Source organism: Curtobacterium sp. MCLR17_059, assembly GCF_003234665.1.
Lineage (GTDB): Bacteria > Actinomycetota > Actinomycetes > Actinomycetales > Microbacteriaceae > Curtobacterium > Curtobacterium flaccumfaciens.
In genome coordinates, this window is sequence record NZ_QKSU01000004.1 from 1 (window position 1) to 23,796 (window position 23,796).

The 23,796-nt window shown below is 71.8% G+C and carries 20 protein-coding genes and 1 tRNA gene; 6 read left to right on the plus strand and 15 right to left on the minus strand.

Features of this window, described 5'->3' with window-relative positions; genetic code table 11:
• Positions 1-249: 249 nt before the first annotated feature.
• A complete protein-coding gene (locus DEJ12_RS07290; RefSeq protein ID WP_111029522.1) occupies positions 250-1,200 on the minus strand; it encodes a hypothetical protein in 951 nt (316 codons plus the stop codon).
• 115 nt (positions 1,201-1,315) lie between these two features.
• On the opposite strand from DEJ12_RS07290, the gene DEJ12_RS07295 reads away from it, so the two are divergent.
• Together DEJ12_RS07295 and DEJ12_RS07300 are read left to right on the plus strand one after the other, a co-directional pair.
• Positions 1,316-1,738, plus strand: coding sequence for a DUF3054 domain-containing protein (locus DEJ12_RS07295; RefSeq protein ID WP_258367055.1), 423 nt, complete (start codon positions 1,316-1,318; stop codon positions 1,736-1,738).
• Positions 1,735-2,748, plus strand: a complete 1,014-nt coding sequence (locus DEJ12_RS07300; protein WP_111022654.1) for a LacI family DNA-binding transcriptional regulator — start codon at positions 1,735-1,737, stop codon at positions 2,746-2,748. The genes DEJ12_RS07295 and DEJ12_RS07300 overlap by 4 nt, the downstream gene beginning before the upstream one ends.
• 134 nt (positions 2,749-2,882) lie before the next feature.
• Here the strand turns inward: DEJ12_RS07300 and DEJ12_RS07305 are convergent, their stop codons facing one another.
• Complete coding sequence (locus DEJ12_RS07305; protein ID WP_017886998.1) at positions 2,883-3,536, minus strand: hypothetical protein; 654 nt, start codon at positions 3,534-3,536, stop codon at positions 2,883-2,885.
• A 70-nt stretch (positions 3,537-3,606) separates the two neighbouring features.
• On the minus strand, positions 3,607-4,575 hold the full coding sequence (locus tag DEJ12_RS07310; RefSeq protein ID WP_111029524.1) for a DUF3097 domain-containing protein: 969 nt from the start codon (positions 4,573-4,575) through the stop codon (positions 3,607-3,609).
• An 80-nt stretch (positions 4,576-4,655) separates the two neighbouring features.
• Between DEJ12_RS07310 and DEJ12_RS07315 the strand changes: the two genes are divergently transcribed.
• The gene (locus DEJ12_RS07315) at positions 4,656-5,705 is read left to right on the plus strand and encodes a zinc-dependent alcohol dehydrogenase family protein (RefSeq protein ID WP_111029525.1); all 1,050 of its coding nucleotides are present in this window, start codon (positions 4,656-4,658) and stop codon (positions 5,703-5,705) included.
• A 108-nt stretch (positions 5,706-5,813) separates the two neighbouring features.
• On the opposite strand, the gene DEJ12_RS07320 is transcribed toward DEJ12_RS07315, so the two are convergent.
• The 9 genes from DEJ12_RS07320 to mnmA all read right to left on the minus strand — a co-directional run bounded on the left by DEJ12_RS07320 (position 5,814) and on the right by mnmA (position 19,079).
• Positions 5,814-6,536 carry a methyltransferase domain-containing protein gene (locus DEJ12_RS07320; RefSeq protein ID WP_111029526.1) on the minus strand — a complete coding sequence of 241 codons (723 nt, stop codon included), beginning with the start codon at positions 6,534-6,536 and terminating at the stop codon, positions 5,814-5,816.
• On the minus strand, positions 6,533-7,744 hold the full coding sequence (locus DEJ12_RS07325; protein WP_111029527.1) for a type III polyketide synthase: 1,212 nt from the start codon (positions 7,742-7,744) through the stop codon (positions 6,533-6,535). Before DEJ12_RS07325 ends, DEJ12_RS07320 begins: the two co-directional genes overlap by 4 nt.
• Positions 7,745-7,853: 109 nt before the next feature.
• The gene (gene gatB, locus DEJ12_RS07330; protein ID WP_035807593.1) at positions 7,854-9,359 is read right to left on the minus strand and encodes an Asp-tRNA(Asn)/Glu-tRNA(Gln) amidotransferase subunit GatB; all 1,506 of its coding nucleotides are present in this window, start codon (positions 9,357-9,359) and stop codon (positions 7,854-7,856) included.
• Entirely contained in the window at positions 9,359-10,906 is a 1,548-nt protein-coding gene (gene gatA / locus DEJ12_RS07335; protein WP_111022649.1) for an Asp-tRNA(Asn)/Glu-tRNA(Gln) amidotransferase subunit GatA, read from the minus strand. The genes gatB and gatA overlap by 1 nt, the downstream gene beginning before the upstream one ends.
• 11 nt (positions 10,907-10,917) lie before the next feature.
• The gene (gene gatC, locus DEJ12_RS07340; protein WP_017887005.1) at positions 10,918-11,217 is read right to left on the minus strand and encodes an Asp-tRNA(Asn)/Glu-tRNA(Gln) amidotransferase subunit GatC; all 300 of its coding nucleotides are present in this window, start codon (positions 11,215-11,217) and stop codon (positions 10,918-10,920) included.
• Between the two features lie 138 nt (positions 11,218-11,355).
• Complete coding sequence (locus tag DEJ12_RS07345; RefSeq protein ID WP_111029528.1) at positions 11,356-13,704, minus strand: transglycosylase domain-containing protein; 2,349 nt, start codon at positions 13,702-13,704, stop codon at positions 11,356-11,358.
• 260 nt (positions 13,705-13,964) lie between these two features.
• Positions 13,965-15,383: an alpha/beta hydrolase gene (locus tag DEJ12_RS07350; RefSeq protein WP_111029529.1), complete on the minus strand. Its 1,419-nt coding sequence runs from the start codon at positions 15,381-15,383 to the stop codon at positions 13,965-13,967.
• 192 nt (positions 15,384-15,575) lie between these two features.
• Positions 15,576-17,906 (minus strand): NAD-dependent DNA ligase LigA, encoded by a 2,331-nt coding sequence (gene ligA, locus DEJ12_RS07355; protein WP_111029530.1) that lies wholly within the window; start codon positions 17,904-17,906, stop codon positions 15,576-15,578.
• Positions 17,907-17,972: 66 nt separating this feature from the next.
• Entirely contained in the window at positions 17,973-19,079 is a 1,107-nt protein-coding gene (gene mnmA, locus DEJ12_RS07360; protein ID WP_031259645.1) for a tRNA 2-thiouridine(34) synthase MnmA, read from the minus strand.
• 56 nt (positions 19,080-19,135) lie between these two features.
• Between mnmA and DEJ12_RS07365 the strand changes: the two genes are divergently transcribed.
• From DEJ12_RS07365 to DEJ12_RS07375, 3 genes are all read left to right on the plus strand, one after another.
• Positions 19,136-20,443, plus strand: coding sequence for an MFS transporter (locus tag DEJ12_RS07365; RefSeq protein WP_111029531.1), 1,308 nt, complete (start codon positions 19,136-19,138; stop codon positions 20,441-20,443).
• 154 nt (positions 20,444-20,597) lie between these two features.
• Positions 20,598-20,678: transfer RNA gene (locus tag DEJ12_RS07370), tRNA-Leu, on the plus strand.
• Positions 20,679-20,822: 144 nt separating this feature from the next.
• Entirely contained in the window at positions 20,823-21,530 is a 708-nt protein-coding gene (locus DEJ12_RS07375; RefSeq protein WP_027464603.1) for a DedA family protein, read from the plus strand.
• 95 nt (positions 21,531-21,625) lie between these two features.
• On the opposite strand, the gene rdgB is transcribed toward DEJ12_RS07375, so the two are convergent.
• The 3 genes from rdgB to murI are packed head-to-tail and all read right to left on the minus strand — an operon-like array spanning position 21,626 to position 23,795.
• Entirely contained in the window at positions 21,626-22,219 is a 594-nt protein-coding gene (rdgB, locus tag DEJ12_RS07380) for an RdgB/HAM1 family non-canonical purine NTP pyrophosphatase (protein WP_027464602.1), read from the minus strand.
• Entirely contained in the window at positions 22,216-22,953 is a 738-nt protein-coding gene (gene rph, locus DEJ12_RS07385; RefSeq protein ID WP_027464601.1) for a ribonuclease PH, read from the minus strand. Before rph ends, rdgB begins: the two co-directional genes overlap by 4 nt.
• The gene (gene murI / locus DEJ12_RS07390; protein WP_111022679.1) at positions 22,950-23,795 is read right to left on the minus strand and encodes a glutamate racemase; all 846 of its coding nucleotides are present in this window, start codon (positions 23,793-23,795) and stop codon (positions 22,950-22,952) included. The genes rph and murI overlap by 4 nt, the downstream gene beginning before the upstream one ends.
• Position 23,796: the final 1 nt, after the last annotated feature.

The following is a 23,796-nucleotide window of genomic DNA, read 5'->3' on the forward strand; positions in this document are numbered from 1 at the left end:
GTGTGCGGGCGTGCGGGGTTCGTGCGGGCGGGCGGGGTTCGTGCGGGCGGGCCGTGTGGGAACGTTCCCGCGCCGGGGTCGAGTGTGGCGCTGCCGGGTGAACTCCGGGTGCCTCCGGCGTCGCCGCCGGGTGAACTCCGGGTGCGGTGCGGGCTCTGGTGCGAGGTTCCGTACTCCGTGCCCGCCCTGGAGCCCTGCACCGAGTACGGAACCTCGCACCGTTCGCGCCGCCCCTCGCACCGTGCGAGGTCACCGTGACATCGGTACCCGGGCATTCCGGAGCTTCGCGCGGAACGCGGACTCGTCCCACACGTCCTTCCAGCCGTACCGGATCACCCCGCGCACCTCGGGGAAGGAGCGCAAGCGGTCCTCGCGGTACTTCTCCGCGATGACGACGTCCTCCGCCGACCGCCCTCCTCGCAGCGCTGCATCGCGGTACTTCACCTCACCGTCGAACTCGATCACCACGCCCTGGTCCGGGAGCCAGAAGTCCACGACGATGTCCGACTCGCCCGGGGTGGTGAAGCGTCGTTGCAGCACCGGGGTGGGAGCGCCGTACTCGTCCAGGCGGACTCGGACCAGCGACTCCCCCACCGAGTCAGCGGCTGGGTCCGCGAAACCGACGGACCGCAGGGCACGGCGCCGGCCCTTCCGTCCCCGCCGCGCGACCCCGTCCAGGACGGCGTCGCGGTCCGCGCCGAGGGCGAGGAGCCGGTCGATGGACACCACCGCTTCCGTCATCGGCAAGGTCATGGCGAGGTCCACGGCCGTCCTGTCGAACCCCGTCAAGGTCAGGTCGTCCGCGCGGAACCGCCACGTGCCCGCCATCGACGGGTCGAAGTCGGCGTGCACGACGAACGTCGCGTTGGTCGTCCGCGCATCGCGCCCGGGGCTGGTCAGGTGGACTCGTTCCGGCCACCGGCCTACGTACGGCACACCGATGACCGCCGCCGCCGACAGGTGCGACACGACGAAGCGGGGTCTGATCCGGTCGACGAGTGATCGCACGAGCACGTGGTGCCGCTGCTCGGGGCGGAGCCCCTTCCACCGCTCGGTGTCGGCGTACCGACCGTGCGAGATGCGGACCAGTTCCCCAGCGCGGGCCCGGACCCGGATCGCCGCGGCCTCGTCGGGCCGTGACTCGTGCGCGACGAGGACCGTGCAGTCGGGGACGGCGGGGAAACGGGGATGAGCAGCCATGCATCGGATGCTGGCGGATACCTCGCACGGTGCGAGTGCAGCCGGATCAGACTGTGGACAGGCGCATCCGTCCACAGTCGCAAGCGGATGAATCAGCAGCTGCGAGAATGAGCGGGTGAACGCACGCACCTGGGGTTGGCTCGCAGCCGTCATCGACGTCGTCCTCATCGTCGTCTTCGCGCTCATCGGGCGCTCGTCGCACGGTGAGGCCAACACGGCACTGGCGCTCTGGACCACCGCCTACCCGTTCCTGGCGGGTTGGGCGATCGGGTACGTGACGAGCGGTGCCTGGGCTCGACCGCTGCGCTTCTGGCCGACCGGTGTCGTGGTCTGGGTCCTCACGGTCTTCGTCGGTCTGGCCATCCGCGTCGCCACCGGCCAGGGCGACGTCGACGGCAACCCGCTGCCGATCTCGTTCGTCATCGTCGCGACGATCGTGCTCGGGGTGTTCCTGCTCGGCTGGCGCGCGATCGCCCGCGGTGTGCTCCGGTTCACCGCGTCGCGGTCGCGACGGGACGCCGCAGCGTCCGACGCGTGAACGGCAGCCGCGGTTCCCAGCCGACCATCCTCGACGTCGCCGCACGTGCGGGGGTCTCGAAGTCGGCGGTGAGCCGCGTGCTCTCCGGGACCGGACGGTTCTCGGACGAGACCCGCGAACGCGTCGAACGAGCGGCAGCCGAGCTCGGGTACGTCGCGAACGCGATGGCTCGCGGGCTGGTCAGCGGTCGCACGAACACGATCGGGATGCTCGTCCGGGATGCATCGTCGATGGTCTACACCGCACTGCACGCCGTGATGGAGCGCCGCGCATCGGAGCTCGGCTACCGCGTCGTCACCACGACGGGCGTCGGTCGGGTCGAGGACGAGAAGTCCGCCCTCGCCGCACTCGTGTCCATGCGCGTCGACGGGCTCGTCGTGTGCAGCGGCCTGATGCCGTCCGCCGACATCGCCGAGTTCGCGCCCCGCATCGCCACCGTCGTCGCGGGTCGGCCCGAGCTGCACCCGGCGCTCTCGAGCGTCTACTGCGACGAGGTCGACGGTGGGGCCTCCATCGCGGACGCCGTCGCCGATGCCGGCCACACCACCGCCGTGGTGTTCACCGTCCCGCTCGACAACGCGATCACGCAGCACGCGCGGTCGTCGGCGATGCTCGAGCGACTCCGAGCACGTGGCATCCGGGTGATCGACATCGACGCGAGCTTCGTGCGGCCACCCGACGACCTCGCCGCCGACCTGGTGGACGCCGTGCAGGAGTCGGGCGTGACCGCGGTGATGTGCCCGACCGACCGGCTCATGCTCGACGTGTGCGAGGCGCTCGCCCGCCGCGGTGTCGAGGTCCCGCGTGACCTCTCCGTCACCGGGTTCGACGGCGTCTACCCACTGGCGAGCGACTGGATCGGCTTCACGACACTCGAGCAACCGATCGAGCGCATCGGCCGCGAGGCCATCGACCTGGTCATCGGCCGCATCGACGACCCCACGCGCCCGGTCGAGCACCGCTCACTGCGCGGCACCGTGATCCCCGGCCGCACCCTGCTCCCCCGCTGAGTCCGACCCGGCGACCTCGCACCGTGCGAGGCGCCACGCGATCGGTGCGAGGTTCCGTACTCGGTGCGGCCGGACGACCCTCGCACCGAGTACGGAACCTCGCACCGAACGCACCCGCGCACCCGCACCCGCGCCTAGAACAGCCCGCTGCGCGGCCCGTCCTCCGGCCCGTCGAACCCGCGGAACATGTCCGACACCAGCGCCTCGATCTGCGGCTCCACCAGGCGTTCGACGGCCTCGGCGATCCGCGGCCGGTGGTCGATGAGCGCCAGGCACACCGCGGTGCCGGTCGACCGCGCACACTCGTCGGACAGCGCGATCTCGTGCCGGAGCGCGGCCTTCGCCTCGTCGGACAGCGGCTCGCGCGGCGTCTGCTCCCCCGCACCGGTCCCGGCCAGCTCGCCGAGGGTGAACAGGAACGGCGACCCCGGCGACGGCTCGGGGTCCACGTCCAGGCCCTGGAACTCCGGCGACAACCCCTCGGCCGGCTGGTACCCGGCATGCCGCTTCCGGGCCGCCGCCCGCTCGAGTTCACGCTGCAGCAGCGGCAGGTTCTTCGCCGTGTAGTCGTCGACGGCGTCCTCGACGATCGTCGAGATCCGACCGATCAGCGCGTGCTGGACGGCGTGCGGCACGTCGGGTCCGAACCCCGCGGCCGCGGCGATCGGGGACCCGGTGCACTTCCGGCAGATGCGCGTGCGCGGGCGGGCGGTCCCGATCTGCCAGCGCGGCAGCCAGCGCAGCCACAGGTCGACCGCGCCCCGCACGCGACCGTCGATGCCGTCCATCCCTCAACAGTAGGCCTGGAGGCGCGGATCACCCCCGGCACACCGCGCCGGTCGGGCAATCCGCCGGTTCTCAGGCCTGTGGTTCCGTCACGAAGTCGATCAGCTCCTCGACACGGCCGAGCAGCTCCGGCTCGAGGTCGGCGAAGGTGCGCACCTGCCCGAGGATCCGCTGCCATGCCCTGGCGATGTCGGCCTGCTCGGCGTGCGGCCAGCCGAGTGCCTGGCAGATGCCCGCCTTCCACTCGATCGAGCGCGGGATCGTCGGCCACGCCCGCAGCCCCACCCGCGCCGGCTTGACCGACTGCCAGACGTCGACGAACGGGTGCCCGACGACGAGCACGTGCGCGCCCCACTTGCCACGCATCACGGCGTCGGCGAAGCGGGACTCCTTCGACCCGGGCACCAGGTGGTCGACCAGGACCCCGACCCGGCGCTCCCGCGTCGGCTGGAACTCGTCGAGCACCGCGGCCAGGTTGTCGACGCCGGAGAGTTCCTCGACCACGACGCCCTCGACCCGCAGGTCGGCGCCCCAGACCTTCTCGACGAGTTCCGCGTCGTGCTTGCCCTCGACCATGATGCGGCTCGGCAGCGCCACCCGAGCACGCTGCGACTCCACGGCGAACGATCCGGACGCGGTGCGGAGGCGACCACCGTCGGACGCCTGCCGCACGGCGGGCGCGCCCCCGGGCCTCCAGTCCGAATGAACGGAACCGACGGAACCAGCGGCACCCGCACGGCCAGCAGCACCAGCCCCAACAGCACCCCCGGCAGACCGCCCGACCGGCGCCGACGGCCGCCCCAGCGTCACCAGCTCACCCTCGAGCAGGAACTGCCCGGTGAAGGGGAAGGAGCGCGTGCGGCCCTTCCAGTCCTCGAGCGCGATGTTGCCCGCCTCGAGCCCCACCACGGCACCGGCCCACCCGGAGTCCGGGTCCTCGAGCACCATGTCCCGTTCGAGCGGCACCTGCCGCACCTTCTTCACCCCGCGCGAGCGCCAGTCCCCCGAGAGCACATCGCCGCCGTACCGGTCGTCGTCCACCCGCACGAGGGTACTGTCGACGACGGCCCGGACGACGTCGACCGCGCCGGTTCCCCATCATCTCGACGGAAGGCCCGCCCGTGCGCGCAGCGATCATCCACGCCCCGAACGACATCCGCGTCGAGGAGCGCGACCGACCCGGGCTGCTGTCCGGCAAGGACGTCGTCGTCAAGGTCCTCGCGGCCTGTGTCTGCGGATCGGACCTCTGGCCCTACCGCGGCGTCACCGAGACGAAGCAGCCGCGGCCGATCGGCCACGAGCTCGTCGGCGAGGTCGTCGCCGTCGGTGACGACGTCACCGGCCTGCACGAGGGCGACTTCGTCATCTCCCCCTTCACCATGAACGACGGCACCTGCCAGGCCTGCCGCAACGGCATGACCACCGGCTGCGACCACCTGTCCGGGTTCGGCAGCACGGACGCGTACGGCGACCCCGTCGGTGGCGCACAGGCCGAGTACGTGCGGATCCCGGACGCCGACGCCACGCTCGTCGCGGTCCCCGGCCCGGTCGACCCGGCCCTGGTGCCGTCGCTGCTCACCCTGTCCGACGTCTTCTCGACCGGTCACCACGCCGCCGTGTCGGCAGCGGTCGGCCCCGGCAAGACCGTCGTCGTGGTCGGCGACGGCGCGGTCGGCCTGTCCGCCGTGCTCGCCTCGAAGCGGCTCGGGGCGGAGCGCATCATCGCGATGAGCCGGCACGCCGACCGCCAGGCGCTCGCCCGCGAGTTCGGTGCCACCGACATCGTGGCGGAGCGCGGCGACGAGGGCGTCGCGGCGGTCCGCGCGCTGCTCGGCGGCGACCTGGCCGACTGCGGGGTCGAGGCCGTCGGCACCGAGGAGAGCATGGACCAGGCGCTGCACTCGGTCCGCCCCGGCGGCAACGTCGGCTTCGTGGGGGTCCCGCACGGGGTGCCGACCATCGGCACCCGTTACCTGTTCGACACGAACATCGCCATCGCGGGCGGCATGGCCCCGGCCCGGAAGTACATCCCCGAGCTGCTGCCCGACGTGCTGTCCGGCGCGATCGACCCCGGTCGCGTCTTCGACCTGGAGCTGCCGCTCGACGAGGCCGCCGAGGCCTACCGTGCGATGGACGAGCGCCGGGCCATCAAGGTGCTGCTGCGCCCGTAGCGGCGCGCGTCGTGGACGCACCGGCAGACGGACGGGAGGCCCGTGGCGGCGTCGCCACGGGCCTCCCGTCCGTCGTCTGGTCGCGTCGACAACCGGCGGCCCGCCCGCTCAGGCGTCGCGGATCGCCAGCACCCGGTGCGGCGCAGCCGCCTCGGCCCGCCATCCGCCGGGCAGCACGTCGCAGAGTTCGGGCACCGTGAAGCTCCGGCGGATCGACCGCAGGCCGTCGACGCGGATGAACGTCCCCGCCGCCACGAGCGGTGACGCCAGCGCGTACGCCCGGTAGGCCGCCGGCGACCGACGGATGTCCGAGTGCAGGCTGCGCCCGCTCGCGAGCAGCTCGGAGTCGGCCAGGAACCCCCGCCGCTCCTCGTCGCCCAGGTGGTGCAGCACGTGGTTCGACACGACGACGTCGAACCGCTCACCCGCCGCGACGAGGTCACCGCTCGACTGCTGCCTGAAGGTCACGCCGGTCGGGGACGACCGCCGTGCCGCGGCGATGGCACGTTCGTCCGGGTCGACCCCGACGACCTCGAGGTCGAATCCGTCGCTCGCCGCCCACCGCACCAGCGAGCGGGCCAGGTCGCCGCCGCCGCAGCCCAGGTCGAGCACCCGGCCGCGCCCGCTGGCGGGCAGGGCCGGCACGACGTGCGAGCGCCAGGCCGCGCGCCAGCCGCTCACGAGCGCGTTCACGACGGCGAAGCGCCGGAACGTGCGCGCGAGCGCACGCGGGTCGCAGTCCGGGTCGTCCATCAGCTCGGTCAGGTCGAGCGCGCGGGTGCGCAGGTCGACGGCCGGGAGGCCCGTGGTGCCGCCGTCCTGACGGCTCACGCCGCGCCCGTGGTCGCGACGGGCACGCGGGCGGGTGCGACAGCGGGTTCCGCCGCGGGTTCCGCCGCGGGTTCCGCCGCGGGTTCTGCCGCGGGTTCTGCCGCGGGTTCTGCCGCGGGCGACGCCTCGGTCCGCACCGCGGTGAGCCGTGCGCTCTCGACGGTGAGGCCGGGGCCGAAGGCGAGCGCGACGACGGCACTGCCGTCCTCGAGACCGGCGTCGACGGCGTCGCGCAGCACGAAGAGCACGGTGGCGCTCGACATGTTCCCGTGTTCGCGCAGCACCCGCCGGCTCGACTCCATGGCGCCGTCGGGGAGGCCGAGCGACTCCTGCGTGCGGTCGAGGATGGCCCGGCCGCCCGGGTGCACCGCCCACACCGGCACGTCCGACGCTGGCCCGCCGTCGAGCAGCGGTTGCACGGCGCTCGGCACGTGCAGGCCGACGAGCTTCGGCACGGCGGTGGACAGGACCATCTCGAAGCCCTCGTCCCCGATGTTCCACGCCATCTCGGACGCTCCTTCGGGCACCACGGCCGTCGTGAAGTCGTCGAAGCGCAGACCGGCTCCGTCCCGGGCGACGACCGCGGCGGCCGCACCGTCGCCGAAGACGCTGTTCGCGACGATCTGGTCGGGGTCGTTCGATGCGCGGACGTGCAGGGTGCAGAGTTCACCGCAGACGACGAGCACGACGGCGTCCGGGTCCTGGTCGACGAACGCCGCGGCGATCCGGAGCGCGGGGAACGCGGCGCAGCACCCCATGAAGCCGATGTGGTGCCGGAAGACGCCCCCGGGGAGCCCGAGCTGCTCGACGACGTCGATGTCTGGCCCAGGCTGGGTGAACCCGGTGCACGACACGGTCACCAGGTGCGTGACGGACTCCGGCGCGATGCCGGCGCGTGCGACGGCGTCGCGGGCGGCGGCGACGAACAGCGGCGGGGCGAGTTCGCGGTACCGGTCGTTGCGTGAGCCGGTGGACGGCGAGCGCAGGGTGCCGTCGTCGTCACGGAAGGCCCCACCGGCACGCGCGGAGTCGAGTTCCTCGAGGACGGTGTGCCGCTGGTCGACCGCCGACCCGTCGAACGCGGCGGGGACGAGCCGTCTGCCGAGCCGCCCGAGGTCGGGTTGGGCGGAGAACAGGTCACGCACCCGGGGCTGGTCGAGGGTCGTCTCGGGGACGGCGGTTCCGATGGCGCGGATCGTTGCGGACACGACTCATCCTGTCACCGGATCGCTGACGCGTCCCCAGGATGCACACGGCGACCGGGACGCACGGAGGGCACGGCACCGACCGGTGCCGTGCCCTCCGAGGTGGGACTGCCTACGACTGCTGCGCGCGCTCCAGCACGAGTTCCCGCACGCGTGCGGCGTCGGCCTGGCCCTTCATGGCCTTCATGACCGCGCCGATGATCGCGCCGGCCGCCTGGACCTTGCCGTCCTGGATCTTCGCCAGCACGTCGGGCTGCGCCGCGAGTGCTTCGTCGACCGCGGCCGTCAGGGCGGAGTCGTCCGAGACGACCTTGAGCCCGCGGGCCTCGACGACCTGCGCCGGCGAGCCCTCGCCCGCGATGACGCCCTCGAGCACCTGGCGTGCCAGGCGGTCGGTCAGGTCGCCGGACTCGACGAGCGCGATGACCTCGGCGACGTGCTTCGGCGACACCAGGTCACCGGGGGCGGCGTCCTGCGCGTTGGCGACGCGGCTGATCTCACCGGTCCACCATTTGCGGGCGGCCTGTGGTGCGGCGCCGGCGGCGACGGTGCCCTCGACCTCGTCGAGCAGCCCGCCGTTCACGACGTCCTGGAACTCCAGGTCGGCGAAGCCCCAGTCACCCTTCAGACGACGGCGACGTGCGACCGGTGCCTCGGGCAGCGAGGCGCGGAGCTCCGCGATGACGGCCGGGTCCGGCACGACGGGCAGCAGGTCGGGCTCCGGGAAGTACCGGTAGTCGTCGGCGTCCGACTTCGGACGACCGGCCGACGTGCGACCGGTGTCCTCGTGCCAGTGGCGGGTCTCCTGCGTGATCGTGCCACCGGCGGCGAGGATCGCGGCCTGACGCTGGATCTCGTAGCGGATCGCACGCTCAACGGCGCGGAACGAGTTGACGTTCTTGGTCTCGGTGCGGGTGCCGAGCTTCTCCTGCCCGCGGGGGCGCAGCGAGATGTTCGCGTCGCACCGCAGGTTGCCGCGCTCCATGCGCGCCTCGGAGACGCCGAGCGCCCGGACGAGGTCGCGGATGACCTGCACGTAGGCGGCACCGAGCTCGGGGGCACGGTGCTCGGCGCCGAAGATCGGCTTCGTGACGATCTCGACCAGGGGCACACCGGCACGGTTGTAGTCGACGAGCGAGTACTCGGCGCCCTGGATGCGGCCGGTGGCACCACCGACGTGCGTCAGCTTGCCGGCGTCCTCTTCCATGTGGGCGCGCTCGATCGGGATGTTGTAGATCGTCCCGTCGGCGAGCTCGACCTCGACCTCGCCCTCGTAGGCGATGGGCTCGTCGTACTGCGAGACCTGGTAGTTCTTCGGGTTGTCCGGGTAGAAGTAGTTCTTCCGGGCGAACCGCGAGGACTCGGCGATCGAGCAACCGAGCGCGAGCCCGAGCTGGATCGAGTACCGCACGGCCTGTGCGTTCACGACCGGCAGCGACCCGGGCAGCCCGAGGTCGACCGGGGTGACGTTCGTGTTGGGTTCGCCGCCGAAGAAGTTCGGGGCGTCCGAGAACATCTTGGTCTTCGTCGCGAGTTCGACGTGGACCTCGAAGCCGAGCACCGGCTCGTAGCGCTCGAGCGCCTCGTCGAAGTCCATCAGCGCGTCCTTCTGCGCCATCAGATCACACCTTCCTGCGCAGCGGACTGCTGACTCTGGTCGAGGTCCGGGACGGACGCGATGAGCGGCGCGCCCCACTGCTGTTCGAGCAGACGCTCGAGGGCGGCACCGTAGCGGTACAGCCGGGCGTCCTCACGCTGGGGCGCCATCAGCTGCACACCGACGGGCAGGCCGTCCTCGGGCGCGAGGCCGTTCGGGATGCTCATGCCGGGCACGCCGGCGAGGTTCGCCGGGATCGTCGTGAGGTCGTTGAGGTACATCGCCAGCGGGTCGTCGATGCGCTCACCGATCGGGAACGCGGTCGTCGGCGCCGACGGGCTGACGAGCAGGTCGACCTGCTCGAAGGCGGCCTGGAAGTCCCGCTGCACGAGCGTGCGGACCTTCTGCGCCGAGCCGTAGTAGGCGTCGTAGTAGCCGGCGCTCAGGGCGTAGGTGCCGAGGATGATGCGCCGCTTGACCTCGGGGCCGAAGCCGGCTTCACGCGTGGCGGCCATGACGTCCTCGACGGTGGCACCGTTCTCGGGCGTGACCCGGAGGCCGAAGCGCACCGAGTCGAACTTGGCGAGGTTCGACGACGCCTCGGCCGGGAGGATCAGGTAGTACGCGCTGATCGCGTACGCGAACGACGGGGCGTCGATCTCGACGACGACCGCACCGGCCGACTCGAGCAGCGCGACCGTCTCCTGGAAGCGCTGGGTGACCCCGGCCTGGAACCCGTCACCCCCGGCGAGTTCCTTCACCACGCCGACGCGCAGGCCGCGGAGCGTGTCCGCCTGCAGCCCTTCGCGTGCGGCCGCGGCCATCGAGGGCCAGGCGTCCGGGATGGACGTGGAGTCCTTCGGGTCGTGCCCGCCGATGACGTCGTGCAGGAGCGCGGCGTCGAGGACGGTGCGGGACACCGGGCCGATCTGGTCGAGGCTGGATGCCAGGGCGATGGCGCCGTAGCGGCTCACCCCGCCGTAGGTCGGCTTCACACCGACCGTGCCCGTCACGGCACCCGGCTGGCGGATGGAGCCACCCGTGTCCGAACCGAGGGCGAACGGGGCTTCGTGCGCGGCGACCGCAGCGGCCGAGCCACCGCCGGACCCGCCGGGGATCCGGTCGAGGTCCCACGGGTTGCGGGTCGGCCCGTAGGCCGAGAACTCGGTGGTCGAGCCCATCGCGAACTCGTCCATGTTGGTCTTGCCGAGCGGCACGAGGCCGGCGGCGCGGAGCTTCGCGACGGGGGTGGCGTCGTACGGCGGCACCCAGCCCTCGAGGATCTTGGACCCGGCGGTGGTGGGCATGTCCTGCGTGCACAGGACGTCCTTGACGGCGATCGGCACACCGGCGAGCGGCCCGAGGTCGTCGCCCGCGGCGCGGCGGGAGTCGATCGACTTCGCCACCGCCAGGGCGTTCTGGTTGACGTGCAGGAACGCGTGCACGTCGCCGTCGACGGCGGCGATCCGGTCGAGGTGGGCCTGGGTGGCCTCGACGCTCGAGACGTCGCGCGCCACGAGGGCGTCGGCGAGCGCCGCGGCGCTCAGCTTCGTGATGTCGTCAGTCACTGTTCTTCGCCCTACTGTTCTTCGCCGAGGATGGCGGTCACGCGGAACCGTTCGCCGTCGGAGTCGGGCGCCCCGGAGAGCGCCTGCTCCTGCGTCAGCGTCGTGCCGACCACGTCGGGTCGGGTGACGTTGCCGAGCGGCACGGGGTGGCTCGTCGCCGGGACGTCGTCGGTCGCGACCTCGGCGACCTTGGCGACGCTCTCGACGATGTGCGACAGCTCCCCGGTCAGCTTCTCGATCTCGTCGGGCGTGAGTGCGATACGTGCGAGGTTCGCCAGGTGTGCGACCTGCTCGCTCGTGATGTCAGGCATGGTGCTCCGTCGATCGGTTCGTGGAATGCCCCACAGTCTATTGGCTGCGTCGGGCGCGCAGGCGCGGCTGTGGACAACGCCCTGGAGGCCCGGTGCCGGTCCGCCGGACCGGCACCGGGCCTCCAGGGGGTCAGCGGGTCACTTCCCGTTCTGGCCCCTCGCAGCCGGTGCCGCCGGGGCCACCGTCGCGGCGGGCGCCGGCGCAGCCGGGGCAGCGGGTGCGGCCGGAGCGGCAGGCGCAGCCGGAGCAGCCGTCGGCGTCGTCTGGTCGTCCTGCGCCGTTCCCTGCCCGGACGAGGACCCCGACGAGGACGAAGACGAAGACGACGACGACGACGATGACGACGACTTGCTCGCCTGCCCGATCATCGCCTGGCTCGGCGCGGGCAGCGCTCCCCCGCCGACGGTCTGGTCGAGGTACGTCATCATCGACTTCCCGACCCCGAACTTCGCGCTGTACCCGGTGGTGCCCTGCAGGAACGGCCAGTTCGCCAGGCTCACGCTCCCCTGCACGTTGCCGACCCAGGTGGCGTTCGTGTACTTCGTCGACGACGCGACCAGCCAGTTCTGCACGTCACCGTCGGTGGTGCCGGTCTTCGCGAACTTCGCCACGCTGTCCCCGGGGTTCGCACTCGCCGCGGTGCCCGAACCGGACAGGACGCCCTGCAGCGCGTAGTCGACCGTGCCCGCGACGTCCGCGGAGACGCCCTGCGTGCAGGACGACGGCGTCGGGGTGATCTTCGTGCCGTCCGCCTCGGTCACCGAGTCGATCGCGGTGGGCGTGCACACGATGCCGCCGTTGGCGAAGCCCGCGTAGGCCTCGGCCAGGTCGATCGGCGACAGCTCGTTCACGCCGAGGATCGACGACGGCGTCTGCGTCAGGTCCCCGCCGTCGGCGCGGTGGATGCCCATCGACTGCGCGAGCTGGGCGATCTTGCACAGGTCGAGCTGCTTGCCCATCTGGGCGTACGCCGTGTTGATCGACTCGACCGTCGCCGCCTCGACCGACATCGACGACGGCACGCTCTCGGCGTTGGCGACGTTCCAGGTGCCACCCGCGACGTTCTGGCAGCTGTTGGTGAACTCGGCGTTCGCGAACTGGTGCTCCGAGGTGGTGACCGAGTCGGACAGGGTGTGCCCGCTGGCGAGCCACTCGGCCAGGGTGAACACCTTGTAGGTCGAGCCGGTCTGGAACCCGCCCGAGTTGCCGTACCCGGAGTCGGCGCTGTAGTTCACCGCCGTGGCCCCGGCGGCGGCGTTGTCCCCCTGCGTGTACGTGGTGTTCTGGACCATCGACATGATCCGGCCGGTGCCGGGCTCCACGGTGACGTTCGAGCCGCCGACGTCGACGCCGGCCATCGTGGCCGGCACGTAGGTGGACAGGGCGGACTGTGCCTGGCCCTGAAGGTCGAGGTCGAGCGAGGTGTGGATCTGCAGGCCCTTGGTGTCGAGCGTCGCGATGCGTGCCGCGGCGGTCTTGCCGAACGCCGGGTCCTGCAGCACCTGGTCGCGGACGTAGTCGCAGAAGTAGCCGGCGTCGTAGTGCGTCGCCGCGGTCGAGCAGCCGTTCGCGGTCTCGGTGATCTTCGGTGCGACCGGGGTCGCGATGGCCTTCGTCATCTCGGCCTTCGTGATCGACCCGTGCGCCTGCATCCGGCGGAGCACGTAGTCGCGGCGCTCCTTCGTCAGCTCGTACCCGTTGGTCTTGCCGTTGTCCTTGTCGCTCGGCACGTCGATGCGCAGGTTCGACGGGTTGTTGAGGATCGCGACGAGCGTGGCCGACTGCACGAGCGACAGGTCCTTCGCGTGCACGCCGAAGTAGTACTCGGCCCCGGCCTCGGCCCCGTAGACCCGACCGCCGAGCCCGACGATGTTGAGGTACCCGGTCAGGATCTCGTCCTTCGAGTACTTCTTGTTCACCGCGATCGCGTACCGCATCTCCTGCAGCTTGCGCTGCGGCGTGACGCCGGCAGCGTCCTGGTAGCAGGCTTCGACCTTCTTCTCGGTGGCGGCCTGGTCCTTGCCCGTGAGCTCCTCGCACTGCTGCACCAGGACGTTCTTGACGTACTGCTGCGTGATGCTCGAGCCGCCCTGCACGTCCCCGTCGACGACGGTCGCGGCGACCCCGCGGAGCGTCCCGAGCACGTCGATGCCGCCCTCGTCGTAGTAGCGCGGGTCCTCGGTGTCGATCGCCGCCTGCTTGAGCGAGTCCGCCATCTGGTCGGCCGTCACGTTCGTGCGGTTCTCGGCGTAGAACGAGGCGATCTTGACCTGCTTCCCGCCCTGCTCCGCGTACACGGACGACACCTGCTGCGGGGTCTGCACGTCGAGGTACGTCGGCAGGTCCTCGAAGAACGAGACCGCCCCGGAGGTCCCCTCACCCGCGACGGCGACCGCCGGGGTCACCGCGACGGCGACGAGCATGCCGGCGAGCACGGACATCACCACGAACATCAGGAGAGCACCAGGCCATCGCACCACACGCATGACGGCACCGTAGGCAGCAGGGCTGTACTGGTTCTGCCCTGGAACGAGTGCAGGCTGCGGTCGCGTTCAGGTTGCCACCCAGGCGGTTCCGAGGACGCGTCGCGATCCGCGCGGGCGCACCGATCCGCCCGGGAGGCCCGCAACGGCTCCGCCACGTCGGCCACCGGTCACGATCGGGTCACGTCCACCGCGTCGCCACGACCGGCGGGTCCGCCCGGTCGGTCAGGGCCGGCCGCCCACCGCCCGTCGGTCACGGCCGGTCAGTCACGGGGCTGCAGGTCCTGCGGGCGCACGAGGTACATGTCCGGCGAGGCGCCGACGATGCCGTCACCACCCGACTTGCCGCGTCGGACCTGCTCGCGCACCAGGTCGCCGCGTCCGATGCCGATCAGGGCGACGTCGTGCAGCGATGCCGTGCCCGGTTTGAGGTAGTCGTTGTGGCCCACGGGGCGGCGGAACACGTCACCTGCCGACAGCGCGTCGGCGCCACCGGCCAGGTCGAGCACGGTCGACCCGAACGACGCCCCGCCCGGGTCGGTGCCGAAGTACCCGGAGCCCGCGATGGGGTCGCTGTGCGCACCGCCGACGAACACCTGCCCGGTGGCGACGGCGAGGTCGTCCGCCGTCCGGACGTCGCTGCCCGGCGATCCGAGCACGGTCAGGGTGTCGGCGGTCATCCGGCCGGACGCCAGGGCCGTCATCGCCGTGGTCGACCCGTACGAGTGCGCGACGATGTTCACGCGCGGTTGGTCGCCCGCCCGGATCACGCGAAGCCCTGCGACGGTCCGTTCGAGCCGCTCGGCCCCGGTCCGTGCGAGCCCGAGCGACAGGATGTTGGACAGGTCCGGCGTGCGGTACCCCATCCACGCGACGACGGCGGCTCCCGACCCGTTGCCCGTGGCGGCGAGCGGCGCCAGGGTGGCCTGCTCACGGGACAGGTCGTTGGCGGTGTTCGTGAAGTCGGTCATCTGCCCGGTGACCGTGAAGAACATGCCCGGCACCACGACGGTGACGTCGGCCGCGGTGTCGAGGTCGCCGATGCTGATCGCCGCACGGCCCGACCCCCGGGTGTCGAGCGCCACCAGGAAGCGCCGCGGGTCGCCGGGTTGCTGCACCAGGGAGTCCCGGACCTGCCCGAGCATCGCGGCCCGGGCTGCTCCGAGGTCGGCGTCGGCGAGGCCGGACGTCAGCGTCGCGCGGTTGGCCTGGTCACGGACCGCGTACGGCACGCCCTCGAGGTTCCCGACCAGGGCGGGCGCATGCACGAGGAGTCGGTCCTGCTCGTCGGCGGGCAGGTGCGACCACCACTGCGCGACGGTCTGCGCGGGCGGCGGGTCGTCCTGCACCGTCGCCACGACGCCACGGTCGGTGGCCGCGCTCCGCAGGTCGGCGGCACCGAGCGCACCGAGGTCCTCGACGAAGGCGCGTCCGTGTGCGGCGGCGAGGTCGTCCACCCGCACCGCTGTCGTGGACGACGCCCCTGCCGCCACCGGCGTCGCCACGGGAGCCGACACGGATGCCGACGCCGACGCCGACGAGAGCACGTCGTCGACCGGGACGATGCGGGTCGTGGTGGTGCTGGCGACCGTGACTTGGTGCGCCGGGGGCATGCCTGGGGCCTCGATCACTCCGAGCGAGTGCACCGAGGCGGTGAGCAGAGCCGCAGCGATGAGCAGCATTCGGGTCTCCCCCGGGAAGGCCGTCCCGACGTCCCCCTGCAGACGACGGGTGATGCTCGGTCGAGTCTATGGAGATGTCCGCGGATCATCCATGCGCGATGCAACTTGTCCCCCGAACTGGGCGCGTTCGGCGGCGCGCCGCGCTCAGCGGATGCGACCGGGCGTGCTGTGCGCCCGGTCGGTCCTCAGTCCTCAGTCCTCGGTCGTGGGCGCTTCCGGTTCGGCGAGCGCCGCGGGCCCCTCGGTCACGAGCAGGTGGAACTGCTCGGCGTCGATGATCCGGACGCCCAGCTGCTCGGCCTTCGTCAGCTTCGAACCGGCACCCGGACCGGCCGCCACGAAGTCGGTCTTCTTGCTCACGCTCGAGGCCGCCTTGCCACCGGCGGTGATGATCGCCTCCTGTGCACCTTCGCGCGTGTAGCCCTCGAGCGACCCGGTGGCGACGACGGTGACGCCGCTCAGCACGCCGCCCTCGACGTCGGCGCTGCCCGGGCCGGGGTGGCCCGGGGTGGTGAACTGCACGCCGGCCGTGGTCCAGCGGTCGATGATCTCGCGGTGCCAGTCGACGTCGAACCAGGCGAGCAGGGCGTCGGCGATGATCCCGCCGACCCCGTCGACGGCGGCGAGGTCCTCGCGCGATGCCGACCGGATCGCGTCGAGGGACCCGAAGTGGTTCGCCAGGGCCCGGGCGGCGACGGGTCCGACGTGGCGGATGCTCAGGCCGACCAGGATCCGCCACAGCGGCTTCGTCTTCGCGGCGTCGATGTTCGCGAGCATCTCGAACGCGTTCTTCGACGGGTAGCGGCTCGGCTCACCGGTGTAGTCGGCGCCGCGTGCCTCGGGGTCGAACGGCGGGTCGGTCTTCTTGCGCGCCCGGCTGAACGGTGTGACGCGCTTCGGGGTGCCGTCGTCGTCGACCTTCTCCATGCCGGTCTCGGCGTCGCGGACGATGACCTCGATCGGGACGATGTCCTGCATCGTCAGGTCGAACAGTCCGGCCTCGGTGACGAGCGGCGGGGTCTCCGGGCGGAGGGGCTGCGTGAGCGCCGCGGCAGCGACCTCGCCGAGGCCCTCGATGTCGAGCGACCCGCGCGAGGCGATGTGCTCGACCCGACCGCGCACCTGCGCCGGGCAGCTCTTCGCGTTCGGGCAGCGCAGGTCGATGTCGCCTTCCTTCGCGGGGGCGAGCTCGGTGCCGCACTCGGGGCAGTTCGTCGGCATCACGAACTCGCGCTCGGAGCCGTCACGGAGCTCGACCACCGGGCCGAGCACCTCGGGGATGACGTCGCCGGCCTTCCGCAGCACCACCGTGTCCCCGATCAGCACGCCCTTCGCCTTGACGACCTGCTGGTTGTGCAGCGTGGCCTGGCGGACGACGGACCCGGCGACCTCGGCCGGGGCCATCACCGCGAACGGGGTGGCACGGCCGGTGCGGCCGACGCTGACCACGATGTCGGTGAGCGTCGTGTGCACTTCTTCCGGCGGGTACTTGTACGCGATCGCCCACCGCGGCGCCCGCGAGGTCGACCCGAGTTCCTCGTGCAGGGCGAGGTCGTCGACCTTCACGACGACGCCGTCGATCTGGTGCTCGACCGAAGAACGGCGCTCCCCCGTGGTCCGGACGAAGCCGTTGACCTCGTCGATGGTGTCGAACACCCGGTAGTGGCTGCTCGTCGGGAGCCCCCAGGTCTGCAGCAGCTCGTACACCTCGGACTGGCTGCGGACGTCGGTCCCCTGCTCGAGTTCACGGACGGGCCACGCGCCGATGCCGTGCACGAGCATCCGCAGACGCCGCAGCCGGTCGACCATCAGTGCCCGCTTCGCCTCGGACTTGCCCTCTTCCTTCTGGCGGAGGGACCCGGCGGCAGCGTTGCGCGGGTTGGCGAACACGCGCTCCCCCGCCTCGCGCTGGTTGGCGTTGAGCTCGTCGAACTCGGCGACCGGGAAGAAGATCTCGCCCCGGACCTCGACCAGGGGCGGGTGACCGGTGCCGGACAGGCGGTCCGGGATCGTGCCCATCGTGCGGACGTTGCCGGTGACGTCCTCGCCGACCACGCCGTCACCGCGGGTGGCGGCCGAGACGAGCCGACCGTGCTCGTACCGCAGGTTGATGGCCAGGCCGTCGATCTTCAGCTCGGTCAGGAACCGCACCCGCTCGGCACCGGCGTCCCGCTGCACCTTGAGGGCCCACTCGGTCAGCTCGTCGGGGCTGAAGACGTTGTCGAGCGAGAGCATGCGCTCGGCGTGCTCGACCGGCGCGAACTGCGTCGTCTGCGCCTGCCCACCCACGGTCTGCGTCGGGCTGTCGGGCGTCAGGAGTTCCGGGAACCGCCGTTCGATCGCGTCGAGGCGGTGCACCAGGGCGTCGTAGTCGGCGTCCGACAGGGGCGAGGCGTTGCCCTCGTAGTAGTCGTGGCGCAGCTCGGTGACGCGGGCGCGCAACCGGTCGACCTCGCGCGCGGCCTGGGCGGCATCGAGCCCGTCGGGGTCGATGGTCTCGAACGTCGCGTCGGTCTCGCTCATGGCATCAGTTCTACCGTGCACCACCGACGCGGCGTGCAGCGAGCGTGTGCCCCGGGGGCGGCGGGGTCAGGCGTCGACGGGGACGGCGCTGACCGTGGTGTCGATCGTGCACTGGCCGAGCACCCGCGTGCCGACGTAGACCACAGCCGTCTGGCCGGGAGCGACCCCGTGCAGCGGCTCGTCGACGTCGATCACGAGCACGTCGTCCTGCACGCGGGCGGTCGCGGGCACCGGGTCGGCGTGCGCGCGGATCTGCACGTCGCAGGCGAACGGCGTCGCGGGGTCGGCCGGGGCAGTGCCCGCCCAGGTGAACCGAGAGCCGGACATCGAGGTGACGGCGAGGGCTTCCTTCGGGCCGACGACGACGGTGTTGTCCTTCGGGCGGATCTCGAGCACGAACCGGGGCTTGCCGTCCGGTGCCGGGCGACCGAGGGCCAGGCCGCGGCGCTGTCCGACGGTGTAGCCGGTGGCGCCCTCGTGCGAGCCGACGACCGTGCCGTCACGCTCGACGACCTCGCCGGGGGCGGTGCCGACGCGGTCCGCCAGCCAGCCGCGGGTGTCGCCGTCCGGGATGAAGCAGATGTCGTAGGAGTCCGGCTTCTGGGCGACCGTCAGCCCGCGCTCGGCGGCCTCGGCCCGGACCTCGTCCTTCGACGGCGTCGCGCCGAGCGGGAACATCGCGTGCTGCAGCTGCTCGGCGGTCAGGACCCCGAGCACGTACGACTGGTCCTTCGCCCACGCGGCCGACCGGTGCAGCTCGCGGGAGCCGTCCGGACCGGTGACGATCGAGGCGTAGTGCCCGGTCGCGACGGCGTCGAAGCCCAGGGCCAGTGCCTTCTCGAGCAGCGCCGCGAACTTGATCCGCTCGTTGCAGCGCATGCAGGGGTTCGGGGTGCGGCCGGCCTGGTACTCGGCCACGAAGTCGTCGACGACGTCCTCCTTGAACCGGGCCGAGAAGTCCCACACGTAGTACGGGATCCCGAGCGCCGACGCGGCGCGCTGGGCGTCCATCGAGTCCTCGATGGTGCAGCACCCGCGGCTGCCGGTGCGCAGGGTGCCGGGCATCCGGCTCAGGGCCAGGTGCACACCCACCACGTCGTGGCCGGCGTCGACCGCCCGGGCTGCGGCCACCGCCGAGTCGACACCACCGCTCATCGCCGCAAGAACACGCATGCGTCCAGGGTAACCCGCCGACGAAGCGGTACCGCTGGCGTACCGTTGGTCGGGCGATGGCCACGACGGGGAACGACTCATTCGACTTCCGGTCCGTCCTGCTGTCCGGGTTCCTGCCCGCTGCGCTCTTCGCGATCGGTGAGGGCGCGATCATCCCGATCATCCCGATCGCGGCCGACTCGCTCGGTGCCAGCCTGGCGTTCGCGGGCTTCGTCGCCTCGCTCATCCTGGTCGGGGAGCTCATCGGCGACGTGCCGTCCGGCATCGTCGTCGCCCGCATCGGCGAGCGGAACGCCATGATCGGCGCCGCGCTCGTGTCCGTGGTCGGGCTCATCGTCGCCACGACGGCCGCGAACGCCTGGGTCCTGGCACTCGGGGTGTTCCTGGTCGGCGTCTCCACCGCGGTGTTCGCCCTCGCCCGGCACGCCTACATGACCACCGCGATCCCCCTGCGGATCCGGGCCCGGGCACTGTCGAGCCTGGGCGGCGTCTTCCGCTTCGGCTACTTCGTCGGCCCGTTCATCGCCGCCGGCGTCATCCACCTGACCGGCACCACCAGCAGCGCCTTCTGGATCCACGTCGTCTGCTGTCTGGCGGCGGCGACCGTGCTCCTGGTGCTGCGCGACCCCGCGACGGGCACACGCGGTCTGCGGTTGCCGCCACGGGCCTCCCGGCTGTCGGCCGACCACGCGACGGACGCGAGCGACCACGCGACCGAACCACCCGCCGACACCGGGGCGCAGTTCGTCCAGCAGGAGGCGCAGGGGCTCTTCCGCACCATCCGCGCGAACGGGGCGGTCCTGCTGCGGCTCGGCAGCGGCGCCGGCCTGATCGGTGCGATGCGCGCCGGGCGGCAGGTGATCCTGCCGCTCTGGGCGGTGAGCGTCGGCCTCGACGACTCGACCGCGGCACTCGTGATCGGCATCGCCGGAGCCGTCGACTTCGCGCTGTTCTACACGAGCGGGCAGATCATGGACCGGTGGGGACGCCTCGCGAGCGCCCTGCCCTGCATGCTCGGCCTGAGCATCAGCTACTTCCTGCTCGCCTGGAGCGGCCACCTGGACGCACGGGTCGGCTGGTTCGTCGCGATCGCGATGGGCATGTCCCTGGCCAACGGGGTCGGCTCCGGCATCCTCATGACGCTCGGCGCGGACCTCGCACCGCGCGACGCCCCGGCACCGTTCCTGGGGGCGTGGCGGTTCACCGGCGACTTCGGGTCGGCGGCCGCACCGCTCCTCATCTCCGGCGTGACCGCCGTCGCGTCCATCGCCGTCGCGAGCGGGGTGATGGGCGTGCTCGGCCTGGTCGGTGCGGGCATCCTGCTCCGGTACGTGCCCCGGTACCTGCCGCGTCCGCTGCGCTGACGCGCTGCCGTTCCGTACTCGGTGGCACTCGGCCCACCCCGCACCACGTACGGTTCCTCGCACCGGGTCACGGAGTGCGCACGGTGCGTCCCACGGCCTGGAGGCCCGGCGCACGTCCGCCCTGCACCCCGCGCTCGGTAGACTGCCGCTGCTCGCGGGAGTGGTGGAATCGGTAGACACGCAGGATTTAGGTTCCTGTGCCCCAGGCGTGAGGGTTCGAGTCCCTCCTTCCGCACCGAGTCCGTCCTGGCGCACCGTTGCGGTCATCCGCACGCCTCGTGCAGGTCAACCCTGCGAGGGATGGCCCGGTCACTTCCGGGCGGTACCCTCATCCCGCGGGAGTCCTCCCCGTGACTCCCGCTCCACGACCGGAAGAACCATGCACTCCGTCGCACTCGCCCTGATCCCGTGGCTCGATCCGCAGTACATCCTCGACCACTTCGGGGCCATCGCCGTGCTCGTGGTCTGCGCGATCGTGTTCGCCGAGACCGGTCTGCTCATCGGCTTCATCTTCCCGGGCGACAGCCTGCTGGTCATCACCGGCCTGTTCGCCTTCGACCGCGGTGGCGAGATCGGCGGCATCCCGATCTGGGTCGCGGCGCTGATGATCGGCGCCGCCGCGTTCCTCGGCGGCGAGCTCGGGTACTACATCGGCAAGAAGGCCGGGCCACCCATCTTCGAGCGGAAGGACAGCGGGCTCTTCTCGAAGGCGAACGTCGAGCGCACCAACGCGTTCTTCCACCGCTTCGGCCCCCTGGCCGTGATCCTGGCGCGCTTCGTGCCGGTCGTCCGCACCTTCGCCCCGATCGCCGCGGGCGTCGGCCGGATGGACTACAAGAAGTACTCGCTCTACAACGCGATCGGCGCCGTGGTCTGGGGCGTCGGCGTGACGTTCCTCGGGTACTTCATCGGGCACATCCCGTTCGTGGCGCACATCGTCCGCGAGTACATCGACATCATCCTGCTCGCCGCGGTCGTCGTGACCGTCGTGCCGATGGCGCTGACGTACCTGCGCAACGCCCGCAAGGCGAAGCACACGAACGAGGCCGAGGCCACCACGGCCCCGACCGTCGACCCGACGCTCTAGCCGCAGCACCGGCGCACAACCAAAGTCGCCCCGGACCACGTGATCACGTGGTTCGGGGCGACTTCGGTTGTGCGGGACGAAGAGAGCGCCGGCGCTCAGACGCCGAAGTGCTCCCGCACGATCGGTGCGATCCCGCGGAACGCCTTGCTGCGGTGCGACAGGGCGTTCTTCTCGTCGCGGGTGAGCTCCGCCGACGAGCGGTCGGCGTCGTCCGGCCGGAACACCGGGTCGTAGCCGTGCCCGCCGTCACCGACGGGCTCGGTCAGCACCTCCCCGTTCCAGACCGCCTCGACGACGTGCTCCTGACCGTCGGGCGTCACAAAGGCGGCAGCGCACACGAACGCGGCGGTCCGCTCGACGACGCCCTGCAGGTTCGTGAGCAGCAGCGCGATGTTGTCGGCGTCCGAGCGGGTACCGGCGTAGCGGGCCGAGTGGATGCCCGGTGCACCACCGAGGGCGTCGACGGCGATCCCGGAGTCGTCGGCGAGCGCCGGCAACCCGGTGTGCGCGACGGCGGCACGCGCCTTGATCAGGGCGTTCGCGGCGTAGCTGTCGCCGTCCTCGACCGGCTCGGGGCCGTCGTAGCCGACGAGTTCGACACCCTCGCCCAGCGCCGACCCGAGGATCTCGCGCAGTTCGACGACCTTGCCCTGGTTGTGGGTGGCCAGCACCACCTCGCGGGACGTCACGCCAGACCCAGGACCGAACGCTGGATCGCCGCGAGCGACTGGTTGCCGGCCAGGCCGAGGTCGAGCAGGACGTTCAGCTCGTCACGGTCGAACGGCGCGTGCTCGGCGGTGCCCTGCACCTCGATGAACTTGCCCGACCCCGTCGTGACGATGTTCATGTCGGTGTCGGCGGCGGAGTCCTCGGTGTAGGCCAGGTCGAGCATCGGCTCCCCCTTGACGATGCCGACCGAGATCGCCTGCACGCTGTCGGTGAGCGGGGTGGCCTTCTTCGCGATGAAGCCCTTGGCGCGGCCCCACTCGATGGCGTCGGCCATCGCCACGTACGCGCCCGTGATCGACGCCGTGCGGGTGCCGCCGTCGGCCTGCAGCACGTCGCAGTCGATGACCAGGGTGTTCTCACCCAGGGCCTTCGTGTCGACGACCGCGCGGAGCGAACGACCGATCAGGCGGGAGATCTCGTGGGTGCGGCCGCCGACCTTGCCCTTGATGGACTCGCGCTGCATGCGCTCGTTCGTCGACCGCGGCAGCATCGAGTACTCGGCGGTGACCCAGCCGGTGCCCTTGCCGGCGAGCCAGCGGGGCACGCCGTTGGTGAAGGACGCGGTGCAGAGCACCTTGGTGTTGCCGAAGGAGATGAGCGCGCTGCCCTCGGCTTGCGTGCTCCACCCCCGCTCGATGGTGACGGGACGGTGGTCGGTGGCGGTACGGCCGTCGACGCGGAGGTTGTCGGTCATGGGGTCCTTTCGGTGCGGGGCAGCGTGATGGCCCCCGTCTGGAGGTGGCCGACGCTCGAGACCTCGGGACCGAGGAAGCGCCGGGCGAGCCGGATGAAGCCGTTCTTGTCGTCGCCGGTCGCCTCGAACGAGTAGGTCGGGGCGGTGGTCGCGGTGCGCTCGAGCCCGTGCTCCACGAGCCGGCGGTAGACGTCGTTCGCGGTCTCCTCGGCGCTGGAGACGAGCGTGACCTCCGGACCCATGACGAACTGGATCGCGGCGGACATGAGCGGGTAGTGGGTGCAGCCGAGCACGAGGGTGTCGACGTCGGCGGCACGGATCGGGTCGAGGTAGCCGGCCGCGATCTCGCGCAGCGACGGCGAGGAGGTGTCCCCGGCCTCGACGAACTCGACGAACCGGGGGCAGGCGGCGGTGGTCAGCGTGACGTCGGCGGCGACCGCGAAGGCGTCCTCGTAGGCACGCGACGCGATGGTGCCGACGGTGCCGATCACCCCGACGCGACCGGTGCGGGTCTGCTTGACGGCTGCGCGGGCCGCGGGCTGGATGACCTCGACCACGGGGATGCCGTACGCCTGCTCGTACCGTTCGCGGGCGTCGCGGAGCACGGCGGACGAGGCGGTGTTGCACGCGATCACCAGGGCCTTCACACCCTGCTCGACCAGGTCGTCCATGACCTCGAGCGCGTAGCGGCGGACGTCGGCGATGGGCTTCGGGCCGTAGGGCGAGTGCACGGTGTCACCGACGTACCGGATGCTCTCGCGCGGGAGCTGGTCGATGATGGCGCGGGCCACGGTGAGGCCGCCGACCCCGCTGTCGAAGACTCCGATCGGTGCATCCGTCACG

Bases quoted from the DNA above. Each gene is read 5' to 3' on its own strand.
- DEJ12_RS07290 (WP_111029522.1), bottom strand. From the start codon at position 1,200: ATGGCTGCTCATCCCCGTTTCCCCGCCGTCCCCGACTGCACGGTCCTC.
- DEJ12_RS07305 (WP_017886998.1), bottom strand. From the start codon at position 3,536: ATGGACGGCATCGACGGTCGCGTGCGGGGCGCGGTCGACCTGTGGCTG.
- gatB (WP_035807593.1), bottom strand. From the start codon at position 9,359: ATGGCGCAGAAGGACGCGCTGATGGACTTCGACGAGGCGCTCGAGCGC.
- gatC (WP_017887005.1), bottom strand. From the start codon at position 11,217: ATGCCTGACATCACGAGCGAGCAGGTCGCACACCTGGCGAACCTCGCA.
- DEJ12_RS07345 (WP_111029528.1), bottom strand. From the start codon at position 13,704: ATGCGTGTGGTGCGATGGCCTGGTGCTCTCCTGATGTTCGTGGTGATG.
- DEJ12_RS07350 (WP_111029529.1), bottom strand. From the start codon at position 15,383: ATGCTGCTCATCGCTGCGGCTCTGCTCACCGCCTCGGTGCACTCGCTC.
- ligA (WP_111029530.1), bottom strand. From the start codon at position 17,906: ATGAGCGAGACCGACGCGACGTTCGAGACCATCGACCCCGACGGGCTC.
- mnmA (WP_031259645.1), bottom strand. From the start codon at position 19,079: ATGCGTGTTCTTGCGGCGATGAGCGGTGGTGTCGACTCGGCGGTGGCC.
- DEJ12_RS07365 (WP_111029531.1), top strand. From the start codon at position 19,136: ATGGCCACGACGGGGAACGACTCATTCGACTTCCGGTCCGTCCTGCTG.
- DEJ12_RS07375 (WP_027464603.1), top strand. From the start codon at position 20,823: ATGCACTCCGTCGCACTCGCCCTGATCCCGTGGCTCGATCCGCAGTAC.
- rph (WP_027464601.1), bottom strand. From the start codon at position 22,953: ATGACCGACAACCTCCGCGTCGACGGCCGTACCGCCACCGACCACCGT.